The sequence below is a fragment of the Candidatus Limnocylindrales bacterium genome (genome assembly GCA_035571835.1).
Classification (GTDB): domain Bacteria; phylum Desulfobacterota; class Binatia; order UBA1149; family CAITLU01; genus DATNBU01.
Window position 1 is genome coordinate 39,607 of sequence record DATNBU010000016.1, and the last position, 19,630, is coordinate 59,236.

Consider the following 19,630-nt stretch of genomic DNA (forward strand, 5'->3'; position numbering starts at 1 on the left):
CGTGTCGCGTGTCGGCAACTCAGGCCGGCGCGTGCTGGGCCGCAAGCGCGGCGAGTGCGAGCGCATTGTTCAACGAGTGCATCGCGATGCATGGCACGACCGACCGCGTGCGGCTTCGCGCCGCGCCGAGCATGAGCCCCATGAGGAAGATCGTCGCAACGTCATAAGGGCTGTACTGCACGTGCATCAGTGACCAGGCGAGCGCCGAGGCCAGCGCGGCGGCCGTCGCCGGAATGCCGGTTGATTCGAGGGCACTCAACAGAAACCCGCGAAAGAAGATCTCCTCCAGCAGTGGCGCTGCTGCCACGAGAGCCAAGGCCAGCAGCGCGCCGTCGGAGGACGACTGGTAGACGGTGGTCATGTATTCGGACGGAGGCTGTCCGAGCACAGCGGCGAGCCATCGAGCCGCGAACTGAAGGGCCACGATCGCGATGCACCACGCCATTGTCGCGCGGAATGACGCGGGCGTTACGCCGAGAAAACTCCATGGGTTGCTCTCGCGGCGCGCCGCGAGAAGTCCGATCAGCGGTATACCGACCAGCGTGGATGTAACGGCGGCGATCGATAGATAGAGGCCGTCGGTATCGAGTGGACGCGCGAACCAGGCGTCCATGTCGAGTTCCGGGTCGCCGGCCAGCGCCACGCCGAGCGTGAGCACGATCGCAAAGAGCTGGGTTGCGATGGAGACGGTCACGATGACGCCCGAATAGATTGCGGTCCGTGCGATGGTCCAGCGCGGGCTGCCGTTGCAACGCTCCGCGAGGTCCTGGTCGAGGAGAAGTGGATTGCTGACGCTACCGATCATTTGTCTGATTCACCCGGTCAGCTGGCCGGTCGTGTCGGTCTTCTGCTTCACGCGGGATGCCAGAGCACCGGCACAAGCGGTGAAAGAGTAAGGACGTGCGAGTTGGCGGCGACGCCTGGGCGAGTTCAATTTTTCTCGCGCCAAGCGTTCCCTCGGCCCTACCACTGCTGGAGCTGGCAACTCCCGTCGAACTCCAGATCGAAATCGAGCACGCTGAACACGTCGATGCTCGATCCGTTCGGAACTTCCTTCCCGCGCACCGAGATCAGCCAGTACGCACCCGACGGCGGCTGCTTGTACGAGAGCTTCACGCGTCGCAAGCCGCCGAGCGAGCCGTCACCCTTCCATCCATATCGTCCGCTGACAGGATCGGCTTTGATCCAGCCCGGATCGTTCGCTGGAATCGACACGACGACCGTGCCGACGCCGTCGGTCACGCTCAGCGAGAATACGTCGTCGCGCGGATCGAGATCCGCATAGTTACCGGCCGGATCGAACAGGTCGGCCTTGTACAGGAAGCGGCGATCATCGGAGGCGATCGACAAACCATAAAGATCGCCGGTCACGCACGTGTTCGGACACGAGCAGCCTGAGCAGTCGCCCGGGCAGGCCGCATCGCTGGTGCCGTCACAGTCTTCGCCGGACTCGACGAGGTCGTTGCCGCAGACCGGAGCCGGGCACGCGCACGCGGTGCATGGACCGGTCACGCAGCTGCCGAGGTTGCTGCCGTCGCACTCTTCGCCGCTTTCGACGAGGTTGTTGCCGCACACGGGCGCCGGGCACGAGCACGCGCTGCACGGACCGGTCACGCACGAGCCGAGATCGCTGCCGTCGCACTCTTCGCCGGACTCGGCGATGTTGTTTCCGCAGATCGCCGGGTCGCCGAATGCCGTAGCCGTCACCTGGTAGACGCCGCTGCCCGAGGTCCGACGCACGAAAATCGACCATGTGCCTGCGCCGGGATTCGCAAACTCGCACGCACCGTACGCCATGGCCCCGTCCGACTTGCAGTCGAACAGCGTAGCAGTGGCACCAGTCCCGTTGCGGACGAAGAGATCCGGATTCACGCGCCCGTCGTCGGAGTTGAGCGTAACACGCAGCACGGACGGAGCGCCGGTCACTGCAAACGTGTAGCTGTCGTCGAGGTTGCCCGAGCTGAGCGTGCCGCTGAATTCATTGACGGTGACCGCTGCGTCGCCGACCGGAGGAAGTCCTCCGCAGGTGTCGGTCGAATCCGCGCCGATCTGCGTATCGATCCACGTCCGGTTGTAGTAAACGCTCGCGTCCCAGCTGTGGTCGGTCGGCATGCACGTCGCCGAGCTGCCCGCCGACGTAACTCCGACGAGCTCGGTCGCCCCCGAGAAGTCCATGAACAACGGCCCGCCCGAATCGCCGTCGCACGTGTCCGCGTCGGTGCCGGCCGGACCGATGGGCGACGCGTAGTCCCAGCAGACGAGCTTGTCGTTGCTCTCGCCGCCGGTCTGCGAGGTGACGCAATCGGCGGTGACCATGTCGCCGTAATACTTGACGCCGTAGTGGCCGCCGCCGGTGTTGCCGAAACCGGCAATCGTGCCGTCGAGTCCGGTGCCGAGCGCGTCGAGGTCGTGCGTAGTATTGATCGTCGTCGGATCGATGCCGGTCACGGGATCGATGAGCTTGAGGACCGCCACGTCGCGGCCGGAGAAATCCGGATTGTACGAAGGATTGTACGTGACCGAGGAAACGGTCTCGAGGCCGCTGTGCTGGAGGTAGACCCAGTAATGCGACGCCGTCGTATCGTCGACCACGCAGTGGGCGGCGACGAGAAACGTCCTGCAGCCGATGAGCGTACCGCTGCAGATCATCGATGCGTTCGAGCTCGTGATCGCGCCGGCACCGCTGTGGAGCAGCGCGCCCGTGGTCGGGAAGCTCTGCGTCGGAAGGCCATTGATGATCCGGGGGCTGGGACCCGTGACAGATTCCGCGCGCGCAGCACCGGCGCCGCATATCAGCCCGAAAGCCATCGCAGCCGCGACCAGGAACGCGCGTGCACGTTGAGAATGCGTCACGATGAGAATCCCCCGGATCCGGTCCGCGTCCGGCGAACCCGAAGTCCCGACCCTATCTCCAGCAGCTGGCCTGTCGCAAGGCGGATTTCAGATCTTGTCCGGCCCGAGCCTCACCAGCATCTTGCCGCTGTTGTCGCCGCGGAAAAGTCCGATGAAAGCCTTCGGAGCCGCGCCGATGCCTTCCATCACCGTCTGCTGCCAGCGGATCTTTCCGGCGCCGATCCACGGGCCCATCTCCATGTAGAACTGCGGAACCATGTCGATGTAGTCCGAGACGATGAAGCCCTGCATCTTCAGGCTGCGCCCGATCACGTTGACGAGGTTGCGCGGGCCCGGCGGCGCCTCGGTCGCATTGTACATGCTGATCATGCCGCACATGACGAGGCGTCCCTTGCTGTTCATCAGCTCGAGCGCAGTCTCGAGGTGCTCGCCGCCGACGTTCTCGTAATAAATGTCGATGCCTTTCGGACAGGCCTTCGAGACCGAGTCGAACAGCGAACCCGATTTGTAGTTCACGCATTCGTCGGCGCCGGCCACTTCCTTGACCCATTTGCACTTCTCGGCGGAGCCCGCCGAGCCGACGACGCGAAGGCCTTTGATCTTCGCGATCTGCGAAACCACCGACCCCACCGCACCTGCGGCGGCGGAGACGAAAATCGTTTCGCCTTCCTTCGGCTCGCCGATTTTCAGCAGGCTCGTGTATGCGGTGAGGCCCGGCATGCCGAGCACGCCGAGATAGCATTCGAGCGGCGCAAGCGCGGGATCGACCTTGTTGAACATCATTCCGCCGGCGGTCACGTTGTATTCGCGCCATCCGCCGCTCGCGAAACCGCAAACGTAGTCGCCTTCGGCGTATGCAGGATTGCGCGACTTGACGACCTGACCGACCGATCCGCCGTCGAGTACCTCGCCGATCTGGAACGGCGGCACGTAGCTCTTGCGCTCGGTCATGCGCCCGCGCATGTACGGATCGACCGTCATCCAGATGTTGCGCACGACGAACTCGCCGTCGCCGGGCTCCGGCATTTTGGCCTCGACGACGTCGAAATCTTCTTCAACGGGCATGCCGACGGGGCGGCGCTTCAGATGCACTTCGTGGTTCTTTGTCGTCATTGCAGTATCTCCAGTGGAGCCGGCAGGCGTTTGATGAAGCGAACGGGCGCCGGTCTGTTAAAATCAGTGTCTGACCCCGATTTCGCGATTTCAGTACAGGCGGTTCGTATAGCTGTCGACGAGGGCTTCCTCGACCTTCTCGACGACGTCATCGCCGCCGCCCATGCGCTTTGCAAGCTGGCGGCCGAAATTTACGCGATAGCCTTCGGGCCAGGTGCCGGGTTGCCACAGCGCCGAGCGGATGAACGCCTTGCCGCAGTGGAAGAAGCACTCTTCGACGGCAACCCGCGTGACGAGCAGCGCCGGCTTGCCCTTTGCCGAAAGGCGTTCGAGCAGCGCGGGGTCACGGGTGAGCTCGGCCGTCCCGGAAAGCCGCAGCGTTTCGGTCGTGCCCGGCACCACGAAGATCAGTGCAATGCGCGGATTCGAAAGAATGTTGCGAAACCCGAACGCGAGCCGGTTGCCGATGCGCTCGGGAAGCAGCAGCGTCTTCGAGTCTTCGATCGAGACGAATCCGGGTGCGTCACCTTTCGGTGATACGTCGAGCCTGCCGTCGCGATCGGACGTGGCGACCAGCAGAAGCGGCGACTTTGCGATGAACGCCGCGGCGTATTCGTCGACGTGATCGAAGATCTTCTGCTGCACCATCTGTGACGGACTGCCGAGAAGCTCTTCGATCTGCTCTTCGTTCTCTATGCGCCATGCATCGGACATCGCGGCTCGCTCCCCGGCTCGCGCGCTTTCCGGAAGCCGCGAGCGGCAGATCCCTATGGCGGTCCGGTTTCAGGCTCCAGCGATGCAGCCGGACGGCCGAGGCAAAAGGCTTGCAGGCTGATGGTTCAAAGAGGTAGAGACGCGCCTCATGGCTACATCGCGGGTCGGAACCGTTGCTCTTGTCGTCGCCTCGCTGTCGCTGCTCGTCGCGCACGCCACCGAAAGCCAAGCAGCCGCAGACACTTGTGCCCTCGCAGTGTCCTCGCAGGGTCCGCCCAAGGCCGGCGATGCGCTCGGAGTTCTCAAGAGCGCGGTCGGCAGCCGCACGTGTCCGCTGTGCACGTGCGACGTCGATCGCTCCGGAAGAACTACCGCTACCGATGCGCTGCTGACGCTGCGCTTCGCAGTCGGCCAACCCGTCGAGCTCAAATGCGTAGCTTGTCCGGTTCACGCAACGATCGGAGCGGCAGGTGGAACCGTGACGGCCTCCGACGGGCGGTTCGAAGTCGAGTTTCCGCCGGGCGCACTCTCGACCAGCACGGAGATCACCGTCTCGGGCCTTGCACCTTCGCTTCGCGATCCGGCAACCGGCGATTTCGGTGTCACCGACGTGTATGTCGTCGAGCCGCAGGGGCTCGAGCTCAACGTTCCGGCCGAAGGCCGCTTCAACGTCGGTCTGACGACGCTGCCGGACGGAACGCACTCGTACGATCTTTTCAACGTGCTGGCGACCTACCCGGGCGCCGGAGCTTCGCCGCTGCGAGACACGCGCGGAGTGGAATCGGTCGAGTACGTTCGCGTGGCATCGGCCTATGGCGGTGGGTTCTTCTATGTTCCCGGCTCCGACGTCGCTTTGAGAATCGGACTCGGGCATCTCGGCGAGTATGACTTTTCACCGCAGGCCCGCTTCGACGCATACGTTCCCGAGGTGCTTTCCGTCGGCGCGAAGACTTTCGTGACCGGCAATTTTACCGCTTATCCGACCCTCGGGAGCTACTCGGCGCTCTTTACCGACCAGACGGCGAACGGGTTCCTGCCGTTTACCGGTACGCCGCTGATGACGGACCCGATCGTGTACGACTCGTTCAGCTCTGCGCTGCTTCGGATGCCGTACACGTGCGACTCGCCGGGAACGTTTTCGTTCGATGGCCAGTTCCGCATCCAGGTCCAGCTCGAAGAGACGACGCAAGAAGACACGGCCGACGTCGAAGGCGAAGTCGAGTGTACCGAGCCCCTCGTGCTCGGCAGCCACCTGTTCCCGTGGGCGTGCCTCGGCACGACCGACGCGCTGACCGATCTTGTTGCCGGAGCGAAGATCGTATGTCCGGTCAGCGGGCCGACGCAGAGCGGTTACGCGATCTATCAGCCGGAAATCGACGAAGACGACGAGCCGTTCGCGATCCAGATCGGCGGCTTCGTCCTCGACAGCGGTGCGCAGTACAAACTCGCGATCATGAAGGATCCCGGCGGCGGCGAGGAAGATGCGTTCTTCACGGCCGGCGAAGGCTACCAGTTCCTGCGCTTCTCGCAGAAGGGCGTCGACGTGATCGGCACCGATCCGCTCAAGCGCGCATGGTACGACATCGCTCCGACGATCGTGCCGGGCGTACATCCTTCGGTGCTGATGACCAACTCGACCGAGGATTCGTTCTATCGCGCCGAATACGACGGCTCGGCCAATACGGTCACGCCGCTGAAGATCCTCGATCATCAGGCGCTGACCAAGATGGGCCTCGGCGAGCTCATTTCCGGAAAACTGATGACGCCGACCGGACCCGTCATCGGCATCACCGGCGCGATCGGACAGAGCCCGGGCTCGATCTTCGTCCACGATCTCGTGAATCCGACCGCCGCGGTCACGATCGTCGGGCCCACCGGAAAGGGCCCGGAATGCATTCACTGCGACGCCGGACTCTGCGCGGTGACCAACGGCCTCGACGATTCGATGACGATCGTGAAGTGGGGAGGCCCGGGGCCGGCGAGCATTCTCGGAACCGTTGCGATCGGCGACCTTCCGAACGGCTCCGAGGTGCGATGGCTCGGCGGGAGCCGTCATCTCGTGCTGACGACGGGGCGCCTCGACAGCTCGGTCACGCTGACGGTGATCGATACCGAAGCCGACGATATCGTCGAGTCCAAAGTAACGATGCCGACACCGAACGGATGCGCGTTCCCGGCGTTCATCGATTTCCTCGACGAGAACGACAGCGTCGTCTTCTCGTGTCAGAACCCGGGCAGGATTGGAGTGCTGAGGGGCGTGGTCCCGCACTGACGGTCGCAGCGACCGCTCATCGACTCCGGCGAAAAGCGGTCAGCCCTGCTGCGGGCGCCGCTCGCCGGTCATCCTTTCGCGCTGCTCGTCGTCGGACTCGTGCTCGGTCGGCAGCACGTTCTCGATCCGCACCTGCTCGACGTGCCGGTCTTTCATCGAAAGCACGGTGAGCCTGCGCTCGCCGATCTCGATCGTATCGCCGTACTCCGGCAGGCGATCGAGAATCTCGGCGAAAAGACCGGAGACCGTGTTGGTCTGCGTATCGGCGGGAACCTCGAGGGCCGTGGCCTTCTCGATGTCCGACAGCGACGTCAGGCCGTGGGCTTCCCAGTGATCGCCGATCATGCGGACGGCGTATTCCGAGACTTTCTCGTCGAGCTCGTCGGCAATGTCGCCGACGATTTCCTCGAGCAGGTCTTCGAGCGTGACGAGGCCGGCGAACTCGCCGTACTCGTCGACCACGCAGGCCATGTGGTTGCGGCTCGCGCGCATCATCTCGAAGAGCTTCTGGACGGGGATGGTCTCCGGTACGAACAGCGGCTGGCGGACGAAGCGGCGCAGGTCCTGCCAGGGTTCCTCTTCGCCGGCGAGCGCGGCATTGAACAGGTCCTTGGCAAGAACGATTCCGACCAGCTTGTCGATGCTGCCGTCGATCAGCGGAAACCGGGAATGCCCTTTCTCGCGCATCACGCGCGCGTTGGTGTCGGCATCGGCCGACGCGTCGAGCAGGTCGACCTGGCCGCGCGGCAGCATGACTTCGGCGGCGGTGCGGTTGCCGAACTCGAACATGTTCTGGAGCATCTCGGCTTTGCCGGTGTCGAGCTCGCCGTGCTCCTCCGAGGTCTGGATCACGTCGCGGATCTCGTCGTCGGTCAGCACGTCGGCGTGCGTTGCCTGCTGCACGCCGAATCGCGACAGAACGGCGCCGGTCGCGGCATTCAGAGTCCAGTTGAGCGGATACGTGAACCGGTAGAACAGATGGAGCGGATACGCGATCCACAGCGCAACCGGCTCCGGCTTCCGGATCGCGAACGTTTTCGGCACCTGCTCGCCGATCACGATGTGCAGCGACGAGAACACGACGAACCCGATCAGGAAGCTGGTGGTGCGAATGCTCTCCGGCGACAGCGAGGTCGCATGGAAGACCGGCTCGAGCAGTGCGCTGACGGCCGGCTCGCCGACCCAGCCGAGCCCGAGGGAAGCCATCGTGATTCCGAGCTGGCACGCGGCGAGGTAGGCCTCGAGGTTATCGCGGATGTACCCGTTGAGCTGGGCGCGCGACGAGCCGTCTTCGGCGAGCGCGTCGAGCCGCGCGGGCTTGGCTTTGACCAGGGCGAACTCGGCCGCGACGAAAAATCCGTTGGCGGCCAGCAGCCCGAGTACGATCAGTAACGTTTCCAGTTGTCCGGACATGGCTCCTCGCAGCGAGGGCCGGGAGTATACGTGGCTGGCATGGAGATGCAGCCGCCGGCGGTCCGCCCTGGCAGTCCGCCGATTTCCTGCGAAAAACCGCCGCAGGTGCGGATTCGGTCAAAAGTCCGAGCCTGTCGGCTTCTCGCGCGTCCGGTCAATTGCCGGACGCAGCCTCGAGAAGCTCATCGATGCTGTCGACGCTGTCGAAGCGCAGAGGGTCGAACTCGTCGGCATGGATCTCGATGCCGAAACTCTCCTCGAGCGCGACGAGGATGGCGACGACGTCGAGCGAGCTGATCCGTCCGGAGACCACCAGGGAATCGGTGTCCGTGAGCGGAAGCTCGTCGCCGGCCTCGGCAAGAGCGCGCGCCACGATGCGGCGGATCTGTTCCTTTCGTGAGCTCATCGGCGAAGCTTCGGCAGCTATCTCATCGCCCGGCACAAAACCACGGCGTCGTCGTCACGGCACGAACAGGCTGAGGTAGACCGCCGCATAGTCGGACAGGTCGTACGGCGTCTGCACGTCGAGAAGCCCGAGCAGGCAGTAGAAGAAAAGCACACCGACGGTGGCGCCCGCTCTGCGCAGGCCTTGTGGATGGCGGCGGTGACGCGCGAGCAGGCGAACCTGCGAGATCGCGATGCCGACGCCGAGGATCAGCGCGTACAGTGCGTACGTGCGGTACGCGAACAGCGCAGGAAAAAACCCGAGACTGTAGATCCGGTCGCTGTCGCGAAAGAAATGGAACAGGAAGTTGCCGAAACCCGCGGCCATCACCGTAGCGACGAACAGCCGCACTTTCGGCTGCGAACGGAAGAACCCGAGGTAGGTCGGATAGAAGAAGAACGTCGCGAGCAGCTCCTTGAAGTAAAAATAGAAGCGGTTGTAGAACTCGGCGATCGACGTCGACAGCAGCGGCCGGTCGGTGTTCGGCGCCGCGTCGTAGCCGGCCATCCGGCACGTGGCCACGATCGAGTTGCCCCACGTCGTCATGTGCAGCACGGTCATGACGAATTCGGCGAGCATCGAAGCCCAGCGCGTCGCAAACGGCAGCGGCTCGCCGCGCGCCTGATACTCGAGAAGCGCAGGAATCGGCGGCAGGCCTTCGGGCGGAAGCCACCAGAGCAGGCGACCGGCGACGCCTCCAATCGGCCCGTGCGGCGCGTAGACCGCGAAACGGAACGCGTTCATCACGAAGAACAGCAGCGTGCACCACGCCATCAGCTGCAGCCCGCGCAATTGCACGCGTGCGAGCGTTTCGGCGTCGCGTGCTTCGACGCGCTCCAGATAGGCTGCGCCTTTGCCGATCGGAACGTTGCTGAATCCCCAGAACGGCCGCCAGTAACCGAGCTGACGGGTGGCCGGCGGCGCGCCGCGAAGCTTCGTCTCCGAAGCCGCGTACGCGAAAAACCAGAGATAGCTCGCGAGGCACATCGAAAGCGACGTTACGACGAACCACGCGCCGCCGTTGATCGGAAGATCGCCGGCCACGACGAGAAGCGCCGTCAGCAGGAGCACGAGGATCAGAACCGGCCGCCGCGCGAAGAGCGATTTCGGCTTTCGGCGAATGAGCTCGACGTAACCGCAGCCGAACGCGAGCGTTGCGATGACCGCGAACGGCCACAGAGGCATCCAGGATGAAGCAAAATGCCACGATGCGAGCGCGCCGAGCCGGTCGATGTCGAGCGGCGGCGAAAATGCGATGACACCGATCGTCGCGATCGCCAGGATTACGCGCCGGTGCTGCGGAAGAAGCGATGTGACGACGAGCCCGAGCGCCACGGCCGGCCACGCGGCCGCGTTGCTCACCGCCAGCAGCGCCGTGTAAGCCGCAACCATCGCGAGGCGGCCCGCCGGTGTCGCGAGAAATTTCCAGCGCGCCGCCGGCGAGCGCTGGTCGCGCTCTTTGGGCGAGCGCTGGTCGCGGACTTCGGACGAGCGCTGGTCGCGGACTTCCGGCGAGCGCTCATCGCGCTCTTTGTTCGACGCGCTCATCGCGTCTCGTCGAGCATCGCGCCGAGCGCGGCGCGGTCGATCTTGCCGTTTGCCGAGCGCGGCAGCTCGTCGACCTCGACGATGCGGCGCGGAACCATGTACGGCGGAACCAGCTCACGCAGCCTGTCGCGGATCGCGGCAACGGGCACGTTCGCCCCGCAGACGAACGCCGCGACGCCGGCGGCATTGCCGCTGACGACGGGCCACGCGATCGCCGTGACCGCATCGGTTCCACTCGCCGCGCGAAGATGCGCCTCGAGATCCTCGAGCTCGACGCGGTGACCCATGATCTTCACCTGGTGATCGGTGCGCCCGAGGCAATGCAGGACTCCAGCTTCGTCCCGGTAAGCGAGATCGCCTGTCCGGTACCAGCGGCGGCGCCCGAGGCGCGGATGGTCGAGCTCCGGAAAGCGGCGGGCGGTCTGCTCGTCATCGTCGAGATATCCGGCGGCGAGCTGCGGTCCCGACAGTGCGAGCTCGCCGATCTCGCCGTCGGAAAGGAAGCGGCCGCCTTCGCCGACCACTTCGGCTTCCATCTCCGGATACGGCCTGCCGATCGCGACGGTTCCGCGTCCCGGCGTCTCAAGGAGCGGATCTGCGACGCGCTGCACGGTGCACGCAACGGTCGCTTCGGTCGGTCCGTACTGATTGTCGACGACGCTTGCCGGCGCAGCGGCCTGCCAATCGCGCGCAGCCTTGGCGGGCAGCGCTTCGCCGATGAAGAACGACACGCGCAGCGACGGAAACATGCCCGCGTCGAGCATCTTCATGCGCGACAGCATCGCGATGACCGACGGGACCGATGTCCAGACGGTGAGCTTTTCCCTTCGGATGAAGCCGGCCGGCGCCATCAGCTGCGACTCGGGAACGACGACGACGCAGGCACCGCCGGCCCACGCGGCGAACATCTCGAACACCGACACGTCGAAGGATGTTTCGCAGAACTGCCCGGCGCGGTCGCCCGGATGAATGCCGTACTGCTCGCGCACCGCCGACAGGAAACACGCCACGTTGCCGGCGGTAACCACGACACCCTTCGGCACGCCCGTGGTCCCCGACGTGAACATGATGTAGGCCGCGTGGTCCGATGCGACCGGCACCGGAAACCCCGCGCTCGACGCATCGCCGGTCGCGTCGGGTGATACGGACGTGAGCACGTGCGGCGGCAGGCTCCCGCGGATCCGCGAATCGGCCAGGTGCGCGGCGGCAGCAGCGTCGACGATCAGCGCAGAAAGCCGCGCACGCTCGAGAATCGACGCAATGCGTGCTGCGGGCTGCCTGGGATTGATCGGCACGTACGTTCCGCCGGCGCACGCCGCGCCGAGGATGCCTGCGTAGGTCTCGAGGCTTCGACTCGCGAGGATGCCGACACGCGGAGCGTTGCCGGCCGAAGCGCGAAGCCATCCGCCAACCCGCGTCGTGACCTCACCGAGCCCGGCATACGTCCACGTGCGATCGCCGACGATCAGCGCAGGAGCCGCAGGTTGCGATTGCGCATGGGCCAGCGCGGCGCCGGCAAGGTTGAGCATTGGCTGCGTGGGCACCGCGGAAAGATGGGAATCGTCGGCCATGGCATTCGGGCGCGGGACCGATACCAGATGGCTCGCCGTCACACCATGCGCCCGCCGGTTTCATTGACACGACCCATGCGCCTCCATACAGCAGCGCGATGTCGGCGAGGCAGGTTCGCAGCCACGCCGCCATTCTTCGCGGCATCGCGGTGCTGCTCGGCGTCTGCGAGCTGGCCAGCCGCGCATCGATCACTCCCGGTCTTCTCCGCGGCGGAATCGCTCCGCTGCTCGCGCTTCCGTTCTTTGCTCCGAGCCTGGTCGGGTCGTTCGCGTCGCAGCTGCTGCTCAGGCCGCGGCGCAGCGAGCTGATTGCGACGGCGGTCGCGGCGATCCTTCTGGCCGCGCCGATCTATCTCTACGATGCCGGTCCGCATCCGGCTGTGAGCTCGGCGGCGTGCGCGCTCGGCCTGGGTTCGATCGCATCGCTCGTCGCAGCTGCCGTCCGGGCGCGCGGCTCCGAACGTCAGGACGTGCTCGAGGTGCTGCTGCCGGCACTGATCCTGCCGGGCTTCGTGATCCTCGCGCATCCGATGATCTATCTGACCGCGGCACTGTGGCCGACCACGTACGACCATCGCATGTATCTCGCCGACGCAGCGTTCGGCGCGCCGCTCAGCTTCGTCGTCGGCCGCTTCACCGCGTCTGTTCCGCTGCTCAACGATGTGTGCCTCGGCGTCTACGTGTGCCTGCCGCTCGCGCTGATGCTGGTGCATGCGTTGCGGCGCCGTGCGGGCGTGCGGTCGAGCGACGCGCTGGTCGCGTTCGTGGCGGTGACGATCGTCGGTTACGCCGGATATCACCTCGTGCCCGTGACCGGCCCGATCTACGCGTTCCCGGACAGCTTTCCTCACGCACCGCCGGATCCGGCGACGCTCGACGCCAGCCGTACGCTGGCCGCGGCGATGCCGCGCAACTGCATGCCGTCGCTTCACAGCGCATGGGCGCTGCTGGTGTGGTGGAACGCGCGGCCGCTCGCCGGCTGGATGCGTGCGCTGGCGGCGGCGTTCCTCGCGATCACGCTGCTCGCCACCGTCGGGCTCGGATTTCATTACGTGGTCGACGTCGTCGCGGCGTTCCCGCTGACACTGGCAGCGCAGGCCTGGGCTACGCGCGTGACGAGCGAGCGCCTGCGGCGCATGGCGATCGCTGCGGGCCTTGCGATGACGCTGGCGTGGATCGCGATGGTTACCTGGAGCGACGTCTTTCTGGCGTTGCCGGCGCCGGCACTGTGGCTGGTCGCGGGGGCCGTCGTCGCGATCTCGTCGGTCCTCCAGCGCAGGATCCACGCGGTCCGACTCGAGGAGGACGTTGCGGAACGCGCGCAGCCGCCGGCGCTTTCGTGGCCCGCGCGCGGCGCGGCACTGGCACTGGTGCTGCTCGGCGTCGCGGACCTGCTGCATCACCGGATGCTTTCGAATGCCCTCGTGCTCGTCGTCGGCGACGTGCCCGCGATGCGAGCCTGGCTGTCGGTCCTCGTTCTGGCTGGTATCGCCATCGGCGCCGGTGCGAGCGGCCGGCTGCTCGCGGCGTTCACGGATCCGCTTCGCGTTGCTGCGGCAGGGGCGGCGAGTGCGGCCGCGTTCGGCGTCGTTTCGGTCCAGGTACTGCCTTGGATCGAGAGCCAGCCGGGCGCGGGTGATGCGTTCCGGTTTCTCTCCGCTGCGCTTCTGATCCTGCCGGGTGCGATTGCCAGCGGTGTGGTCATCGCAGCGGTCGCGCGGCAGCTCTGGATCGAGGACGAACGGCCGGGCCGTGCAACGGGGCTGGCGATCGCACTTCCGCTGCTCGGAGCGGGGATCGGTGCAATGGCGACGGCGTATCTGGTGCGCCCGACGCTGGTCTTCCACCACATTGCGCTCTGTTTTTACGCGGCTGCTGTTGCGGTTGCCGCTGCTGTTGCGGTTGCGAGAAAGGCAGCGCCGCTACAGTGCGAACGGCATGTACCGGCGGCGGCGCACGGCGGCGCCGCGATCGCCGCGATCTGGATCGGAGGTCTGATCGCGACGTTTGCGCACCTGCTCACCGCGGCGCTCGGCGACACCGTGTATTCCCGGGATCAGGTTGCGGCCGCAGTCCTTGCCGGCGTCGGTGGCGGCGCGCTCCTCGCATGGCAGCTTCTCGTCGAACGCGATGCCCGCAGGCTTCTCGCATGCTCGGCCGCGACGCTGCTTGCCGTGACGACACTGCAGCTTCCGTTGTGGAACGACCTGCCTGGCTACTTCGCTTCGTTCGAAGGCTACATCGACCGTTACCAGATGATGACGGTATTCCGGCAGCGTGAGTTCGTGCGGCTTTTCGCTGCGCTGTTCTTCGCGCTTCCGGCGATGCTGTGTGCAGGGACGCTGCTGACGTCTGCCGCTGCCGTTGCTGCCGGGGATCGAAGGCGTGCGCCCGACGGGTTCTCCCTGATCGCGACGATCGCGTTGACCGGCGGCATTCTCGGCGCACTTGCAGCCCGGTTCATGCTGCTTTCCGCATTCGGCCCGCGCGCGGTGCTTGCGGCTCTGATCGGCACCGGCCTCGCGCTCGCGCTGATCCCGCTGCGACTGCTCGACGGCGGGGCGCGCCGCTCGTGCGTTGCAGCGCTCGCACTGACGGCAATTCTTCTCTCGTTTGTCGCGAGCCGTTTCGATGCCGATCGCCTTGCTTCGACGAGTGGGCTCACGTTCCGCGCGGAGCTGCCCGGCGAGGTCGTCGATCGTGCATACGGCAGCAGCGGGCTGGTCACGGTTCACCGGCCGGCCGGCGGCGACGGAAAAATCCTCCGCGTCAATGGTCTCGTCGAAGCGGAAAGGCGCGACGGAATCGTGCCTTCGCCGCGCGAGATGGCCGGCCTGCTGCGGACCGCGGGTCGCGAGCGGGCGCTCGTGATCGGACTCGGCAGCGGCCGTTCCATTCGCATTCTCGAAGATGCCGGCTTCGCGCACGTGATCGTGGCCGAGCCGAATGCTGCAATCGTCGTGATGGCTGCAACGCATCTCACCGGCATCGGCGATGCGGCCAGGATTTCAATTCTCACGACCGACGGGCGAAGCGTGCTTCAGGCGAGCGATACACCGTTCGACCTGGTCGCGATCGACAAGCCGCAGATCTCGGTGCCGGAGACGGCCTCGCTGTGCACGCGCGATTTCTACCGGATCGTCGCCGCCCATCTCACAGCCGCTGGAGTGATGCAGCAGGATCTTGCGCTCGAAAGGCTTTCGGCCGTCGGGCTGACGTCGGTGCTCGCATCCGCGCGCCAGGCGTTCGGTGGCGTACACCTTTACTTCCTCGGGACGCATGCAACGCTCGTTGCGTGCCGCGGCGACTGCGCAGCGCCGCCGGATTCGGCGGACAACGATGACGTTCTCGCGGGCGTCGCCGACCGCATGACGCAAGATGCGCCGTCCATGGACGAGGGCGGCCGGCTCGAACCCGCCGATATCGATCGATTGCTGTCCGCGATGGCCGGGCGCCTCGGCGTTACGCCCGAGGCCCTCGCCTCGACCGATCGCGATCTGTTCCTGACGTACCAGGCACCGTACAGCTTCGTCACCGCCGGCAAGACTCCGGAAAGCCTGAGACTGCTCGCGCAGTATGCGCGCAAAAGCGCGAGCGCTCAGTCGCCGGCTGCGACGTTCTGAAGCCGAGCCGCGGCAAGCCTGCTCGATGATGCGGATCGCGGCGGCAGGCCTGCGACCAGACGCATCGGCGAAACTTCGTAGCCGAGACCGAGCGGATAGTCGGGCGCCACCGATGCCGGGTCCGTCCAGGTCCCGAACATGCGATCCCAGAACGTGAACAGGAAACCAAAGTTGGTGTTGCCGAGCTTCGTGTCGCGCGCGTGATGCACGAGATGGGATTCGCCGGTCACGAAGACCCAGTTGATCGCCCGCGGAAGCCTGACGTTCGAATGGATCAGGCTGTTGTGGACGACGCCGTACGCGAGCACGAGCCACAGGACGTAGCCTTCCGGCGAGAAGAACACCTGCACGATGAGGCTCGGGATCCCGAGCAGCAGGAAATGCACGGGGCTGCCGCGCATCCCCGAAGCCCAGTAGAGATTGCGCGAGCTGTGATGGAACGCGTGCGTCGACCACAGCCATCGGGCGTGATTCAGCCGGTGCATCCAGTACGCGATGAAATCGACGACCAGGAAGTAAAACAGTCCCGCTTCGAGCGGAGTCAGCGTGAGCAGGTAGTGATAGCCGCCGGAGACGAACGGCACCCACTGGATGCTCGAGATCGCCGGGAACGCGACTGCCGCGATGGCGATCTGCGTTACGAGCGCAACGACCAGCGCGACGACGTCGAGCACGACTTCCTTGTCGTCGTCGAAGACCCGGATCGGCCACCACGCCGCCGCAAGCTGCAGCGCGAAGCCGGCCAGAATGAAGGAACAGATGAAGCCCATCGAGCCGGCGTCGTTACTATGCCGTCCGGCCGGCAGTCAAGCCCGTCGCGGCGCTGCGTCCGTTCGCGATGCTACGGCGCCGCTTTGATGTTGACGCTGACCGTCGCCGTGAGCGGATTGCCGTCCGCATCGGTCGCATCTTCGACCACGACCGAAAAGTCGCTGGCCACGGCAGAATCCGGCGGAGTGTTGTGGAAGAGGCACTCGACGATGTCCTTCGGTGCGCTGAATCCGGTCAGCGCGACGATTCCGAGTCGGAGATCGTGAGTGTCGTCGAAGTCGTTCGGCGCGAACAGGGCGCCGTCGACCTTGTTGGTGCATTCGACCGCTGCACCGCTGCCGACGAATTCGCCCGGCGCGTTCGTGTAGTCGGTACGCAGCTGCATCGAGCCGAGGACACCGGTCGCAGAATCGACGTGGAAGACCACGATGACGTTCTGGCTGCCTGCGATGGTCGTCGTCGTGACGGTGGTTGTGGTCGTGGTGTCCCCCGGCAGCGTGCTCGACGTCGTCGAGGTCGTCGAGCTGGTGGATGTGGTCGACGGCAGCGTGGTTTCAAAGGTGGTCGACGTCGTCGTGGTGCTTGCCGCGCACTCATACGAATGGTCGCAGTTCGGGTCGCTGCAGTCGACGAGGCGGTCGTCGTCGTTGTCTTTGCCGTCCGAGCAGTTCTCGCAGAAGTACGGGTCGTCGTCGCGGCTCGCGCACATCGGCGGCGTGTCGTCGCAGCGGTTGGTCGTGCACGAGCATTCGGCGTCCATCTGCGTCTGCATCAGCCCGACGTCGATCTTGGAAAAGCCGCAATCGAAGAGCCCGGTGGTCGGAGGGATCGCGCAATCGTCGATCGTGACACGCAGCGTCCTGCCCGAATCGAGCTCCGCGAACGAAATGTTGCAGGCGCTGTCGAGAAGGGCATGGGCCCGGCAGTCGATCGATCCGTCGGAGGTGTGCGCAAGCACGGCGAAGGCGCCGGCGATGTCCACGTCGACGACCATGTTGTCGCACTGGCCCGCGCCGTTGATTCCGAAGTTGACTCGCTCTTCGAAGTTCCCGTCGCCGCTGCAGCTTGGCAGCAGGGCGGCCAGACAGACGAGTGCGACTCCAGCTCGGACGGTACGAATAGACAGCATCGGGTTTTTCCTCCCCTCGGGCGCCGGCCTTGTACCGCTGCGGCGGGGTTGAGTCGAGAAGGCCTTAGACGAGACCGACCGCGTCGAGCATGACTTCGATCGGAGCTTTCCTGCCGGTGAACAGGCGAAACGCCGCTGCGCCCTGGTGCACGAGCATGTGGCGGCCGTCGACGAGCGGCCTGCGGGCAATGCGGGCGAGATCGAGGAACGGAGTCAGGCCGCGTCCGTAGGCGAGGTCGAAATGGACGCAGTCCCTCGGCGTCGCCGCCGCGTCGTAGCGGAGGTACGCGCCGCCTTTCAGTCCGACGGGTGTGCAGTTGACGACGAGGGTGCGCGTGGCGAGCATCGCCTTGTCCTCGAGCGCCGCGAGCGGGACGGCGGCCGCGCCAAATTCCTTTGCGAGGCGGGCGGCCTTCGAAACGGTGCGGTTGGCGAGGAGGACTTCCTTTGCGCCGCCGGCCTTCAGCGCGTGCAGCACGGCGCGTGCACTGCCACCGGCGCCGATCACGAGGGCGCGCGCGCCCTTTGTCTTCTCTCCGTGGGAACGCAGCGCCGCGGCGAAGCCTTCGGCGTCGGTGTTCTCGCCGATGATCTCATTGCCGTCCTCGCCGCCGCGGTAGATCGTGTTGACCGCGCCGATGGCGGACGCGGTTGCGGTCACGCGATCGACGAGGCGGACGACGTCCTGCTTGTACGGAACGGTGACGTTGAAGCCGACGATGCCGAGCGTGCGCATGGCGCGTACGGCCCCGCGGATTCCGTCCGGCGCCGTGCGGAACGGAACGTAGACGTAGTCGAGCCCGAGCGCCGCGTAGGCGGCGTTGTGCATGCGCGGCGACAGCGAGTGGTCGACCGGGTTGCCGAGGATGCCGACGACGCGGGTCGTCCCCTCGACCGCCGTGGTCGCTACGCTCTTCGTGCGCGTCGCCATTGCGATCCCGGGGAGGCCGCTGTCCTCGCACACGACCCGCGGATTGTCAGGCTTTTTTTAATTGTACCTGTCCCCTTTTTATTTCGTCAGCGCGGCGTGGGCGGCGGCGAGCCTTGCGACGGGGACGCGGTATGGGGAGCACGAGACGTAGTCGAGGCCGATGCGGTCGCAGAAGATGACCGAGCGCGGGTCGCCGCCGTGCTCGCCGCAGATGCCGAGCTTGAGGCCGGCCTTGACGCTTCGGCCCTTGTCGGCCGCGATCTGCATCAGCGCTCCGATGCCGGACTGGTCGATGGTCACGAACGGATCGTCGTCGAGCACGCCGCTGTCGACGTACTCGGGCAGGAACCTGCCCGCATCGTCGCGCGACAGGCCGAAGCCCATCTGCGTAAGGTCGTTGGTCCCGAACGAGAAGAAGTCTGCGTGGCGCGCGATCGCGTCGGCGACCAGCGCGGCGCGCGGCACTTCGATCATCGTGCCGACCGTGTACGCGAGCTTCTTCTTCTTTTTCACGAGCACGGCTTCGGCGGTCTCGATGACGAGCGCGCGCAGGCGCTTGAGCTCGCTCTCGGTCGCGACCAGCGGGATCATGATCTCCGGCAGCACCTTGGTGCCCTTGGCCGCGACTTCGACCGCGGCTTCGATGATCGCGCGCGTCTGCATCGCGTAGATTTCCGGATACGTGATGGCGAGCCGGCAGCCGCGGTGGCCGAGCATCGGGTTGAACTCGTGCAGCGCCTGGCCGGTCTGCTCGAGCGCGGCCTTCTTGAGGCCGGTCTTCTTCGCGAGCTCGGCATACTCCTCGTCGCTGTGCGGCAGGAACTCGTGCAGCGGCGGATCGAGCAGGCGGATCGTGACCGGCAGGCCGTTCATCGCCTTGAAGATGCCGGCGAAATCCTTGCGCTGGTACGGCAGCAGCTTGGCAAGGGCTTTCTCGCGCGCTTCGAGCGTGGTCGCCAGAATCATCTCGCGCACAGCATCGATGCGGTCGCCCTGGAAGAACATGTGCTCGGTGCGGCACAGGCCGATGCCTTCGGCGCCGAACTCGCGCGCAACCTCGGCGTCGTGCGGCGTATCGGCGTTGGTGCGCACCTTCAGGCGTCGCGCCTTGTCGGCCCAGCCCATGAGCTTGCTGAAGTCGCCGGAAACCTTGGCCTGCGTGGTCGGAACCTGTCCGAGGTAGACCGAGCCGGCAAGGATCATCTCGCGCATCGGCTCGATGTGGTCGAAGAACATGTGCTCGGTGC

Annotated in this window: 14 protein-coding genes; 2 read left to right on the forward strand and 12 right to left on the reverse strand. The window is 65.7% G+C overall.

The window, feature by feature from the left end; all coding sequences use genetic code 11:
- Window positions 1–19 precede the first annotated feature (19 nt).
- The 4 genes from VN634_06700 to VN634_06715 all read right to left on the reverse strand — a co-directional run bounded on the left by VN634_06700 (window position 20) and on the right by VN634_06715 (window position 4,680).
- Window positions 20–805 (reverse strand): CPBP family intramembrane glutamic endopeptidase, encoded by a 786-nt coding sequence (locus tag VN634_06700; protein HXC50550.1) that lies wholly within the window; start codon window positions 803–805, stop codon window positions 20–22.
- A gap of 158 nt (window positions 806–963) precedes the next feature.
- Window positions 964–2,853 (reverse strand): trypsin-like serine protease, encoded by a 1,890-nt coding sequence (locus tag VN634_06705; protein ID HXC50551.1) that lies wholly within the window; start codon window positions 2,851–2,853, stop codon window positions 964–966.
- 87 nt (window positions 2,854–2,940) lie between these two features.
- Window positions 2,941–3,966, reverse strand: a complete 1,026-nt coding sequence (locus tag VN634_06710; GenBank protein ID HXC50552.1) for an NADP-dependent oxidoreductase — start codon at window positions 3,964–3,966, stop codon at window positions 2,941–2,943.
- A 90-nt stretch (window positions 3,967–4,056) separates the two neighbouring features.
- Window positions 4,057–4,680, reverse strand: coding sequence for an MSMEG_1061 family FMN-dependent PPOX-type flavoprotein (locus VN634_06715; GenBank protein HXC50553.1), 624 nt, complete (start codon window positions 4,678–4,680; stop codon window positions 4,057–4,059).
- 148 nt (window positions 4,681–4,828) lie between these two features.
- Between VN634_06715 and VN634_06720 the strand changes: the two genes are divergently transcribed.
- Entirely contained in the window at window positions 4,829–6,952 is a 2,124-nt protein-coding gene (locus tag VN634_06720) for a porin (GenBank protein HXC50554.1), read from the forward strand.
- Window positions 6,953–6,991: 39 nt separating this feature from the next.
- On the opposite strand, the gene VN634_06725 is transcribed toward VN634_06720, so the two are convergent.
- The 4 genes from VN634_06725 to VN634_06740 form a co-directional block, all read right to left on the reverse strand.
- Complete coding sequence (locus VN634_06725; protein ID HXC50555.1) at window positions 6,992–8,365, reverse strand: hemolysin family protein; 1,374 nt, start codon at window positions 8,363–8,365, stop codon at window positions 6,992–6,994.
- A gap of 154 nt (window positions 8,366–8,519) precedes the next feature.
- The gene (locus VN634_06730; GenBank protein ID HXC50556.1) at window positions 8,520–8,771 is read right to left on the reverse strand and encodes an acyl carrier protein; all 252 of its coding nucleotides are present in this window, start codon (window positions 8,769–8,771) and stop codon (window positions 8,520–8,522) included.
- Between the two features lie 54 nt (window positions 8,772–8,825).
- On the reverse strand, window positions 8,826–10,358 hold the full coding sequence (locus tag VN634_06735; protein ID HXC50557.1) for a hypothetical protein: 1,533 nt from the start codon (window positions 10,356–10,358) through the stop codon (window positions 8,826–8,828).
- Entirely contained in the window at window positions 10,355–11,929 is a 1,575-nt protein-coding gene (locus tag VN634_06740; protein HXC50558.1) for an amino acid adenylation domain-containing protein, read from the reverse strand. Before VN634_06740 ends, VN634_06735 begins: the two co-directional genes overlap by 4 nt.
- A gap of 98 nt (window positions 11,930–12,027) precedes the next feature.
- Here VN634_06740 and VN634_06745 point away from each other — a divergent pair, with 98 nt between their 5' ends.
- Window positions 12,028–15,552 carry a phosphatase PAP2 family protein gene (locus VN634_06745; protein HXC50559.1) on the forward strand — a complete coding sequence of 1,175 codons (3,525 nt, stop codon included), beginning with the start codon at window positions 12,028–12,030 and terminating at the stop codon, window positions 15,550–15,552.
- On the opposite strand, the gene VN634_06750 is transcribed toward VN634_06745, so the two are convergent.
- The 4 genes from VN634_06750 to VN634_06765 all read right to left on the reverse strand — a co-directional run.
- Window positions 15,528–16,322 carry a sterol desaturase family protein gene (locus VN634_06750; protein HXC50560.1) on the reverse strand — a complete coding sequence of 265 codons (795 nt, stop codon included), beginning with the start codon at window positions 16,320–16,322 and terminating at the stop codon, window positions 15,528–15,530. The two genes, VN634_06745 and VN634_06750, sit on opposite strands and share 25 nt — an antisense overlap.
- Window positions 16,323–16,393: 71 nt before the next feature.
- Entirely contained in the window at window positions 16,394–17,452 is a 1,059-nt protein-coding gene (locus VN634_06755; GenBank protein ID HXC50561.1) for a hypothetical protein, read from the reverse strand.
- A gap of 64 nt (window positions 17,453–17,516) precedes the next feature.
- Window positions 17,517–18,383, reverse strand: coding sequence for a shikimate dehydrogenase (gene aroE, locus VN634_06760; GenBank protein HXC50562.1), 867 nt, complete (start codon window positions 18,381–18,383; stop codon window positions 17,517–17,519).
- 78 nt (window positions 18,384–18,461) lie between these two features.
- Window positions 18,462–19,630 (reverse strand): putative PEP-binding protein (locus VN634_06765; protein ID HXC50563.1); only part of this gene is annotated, 1,169 nt, incomplete at its 5' end.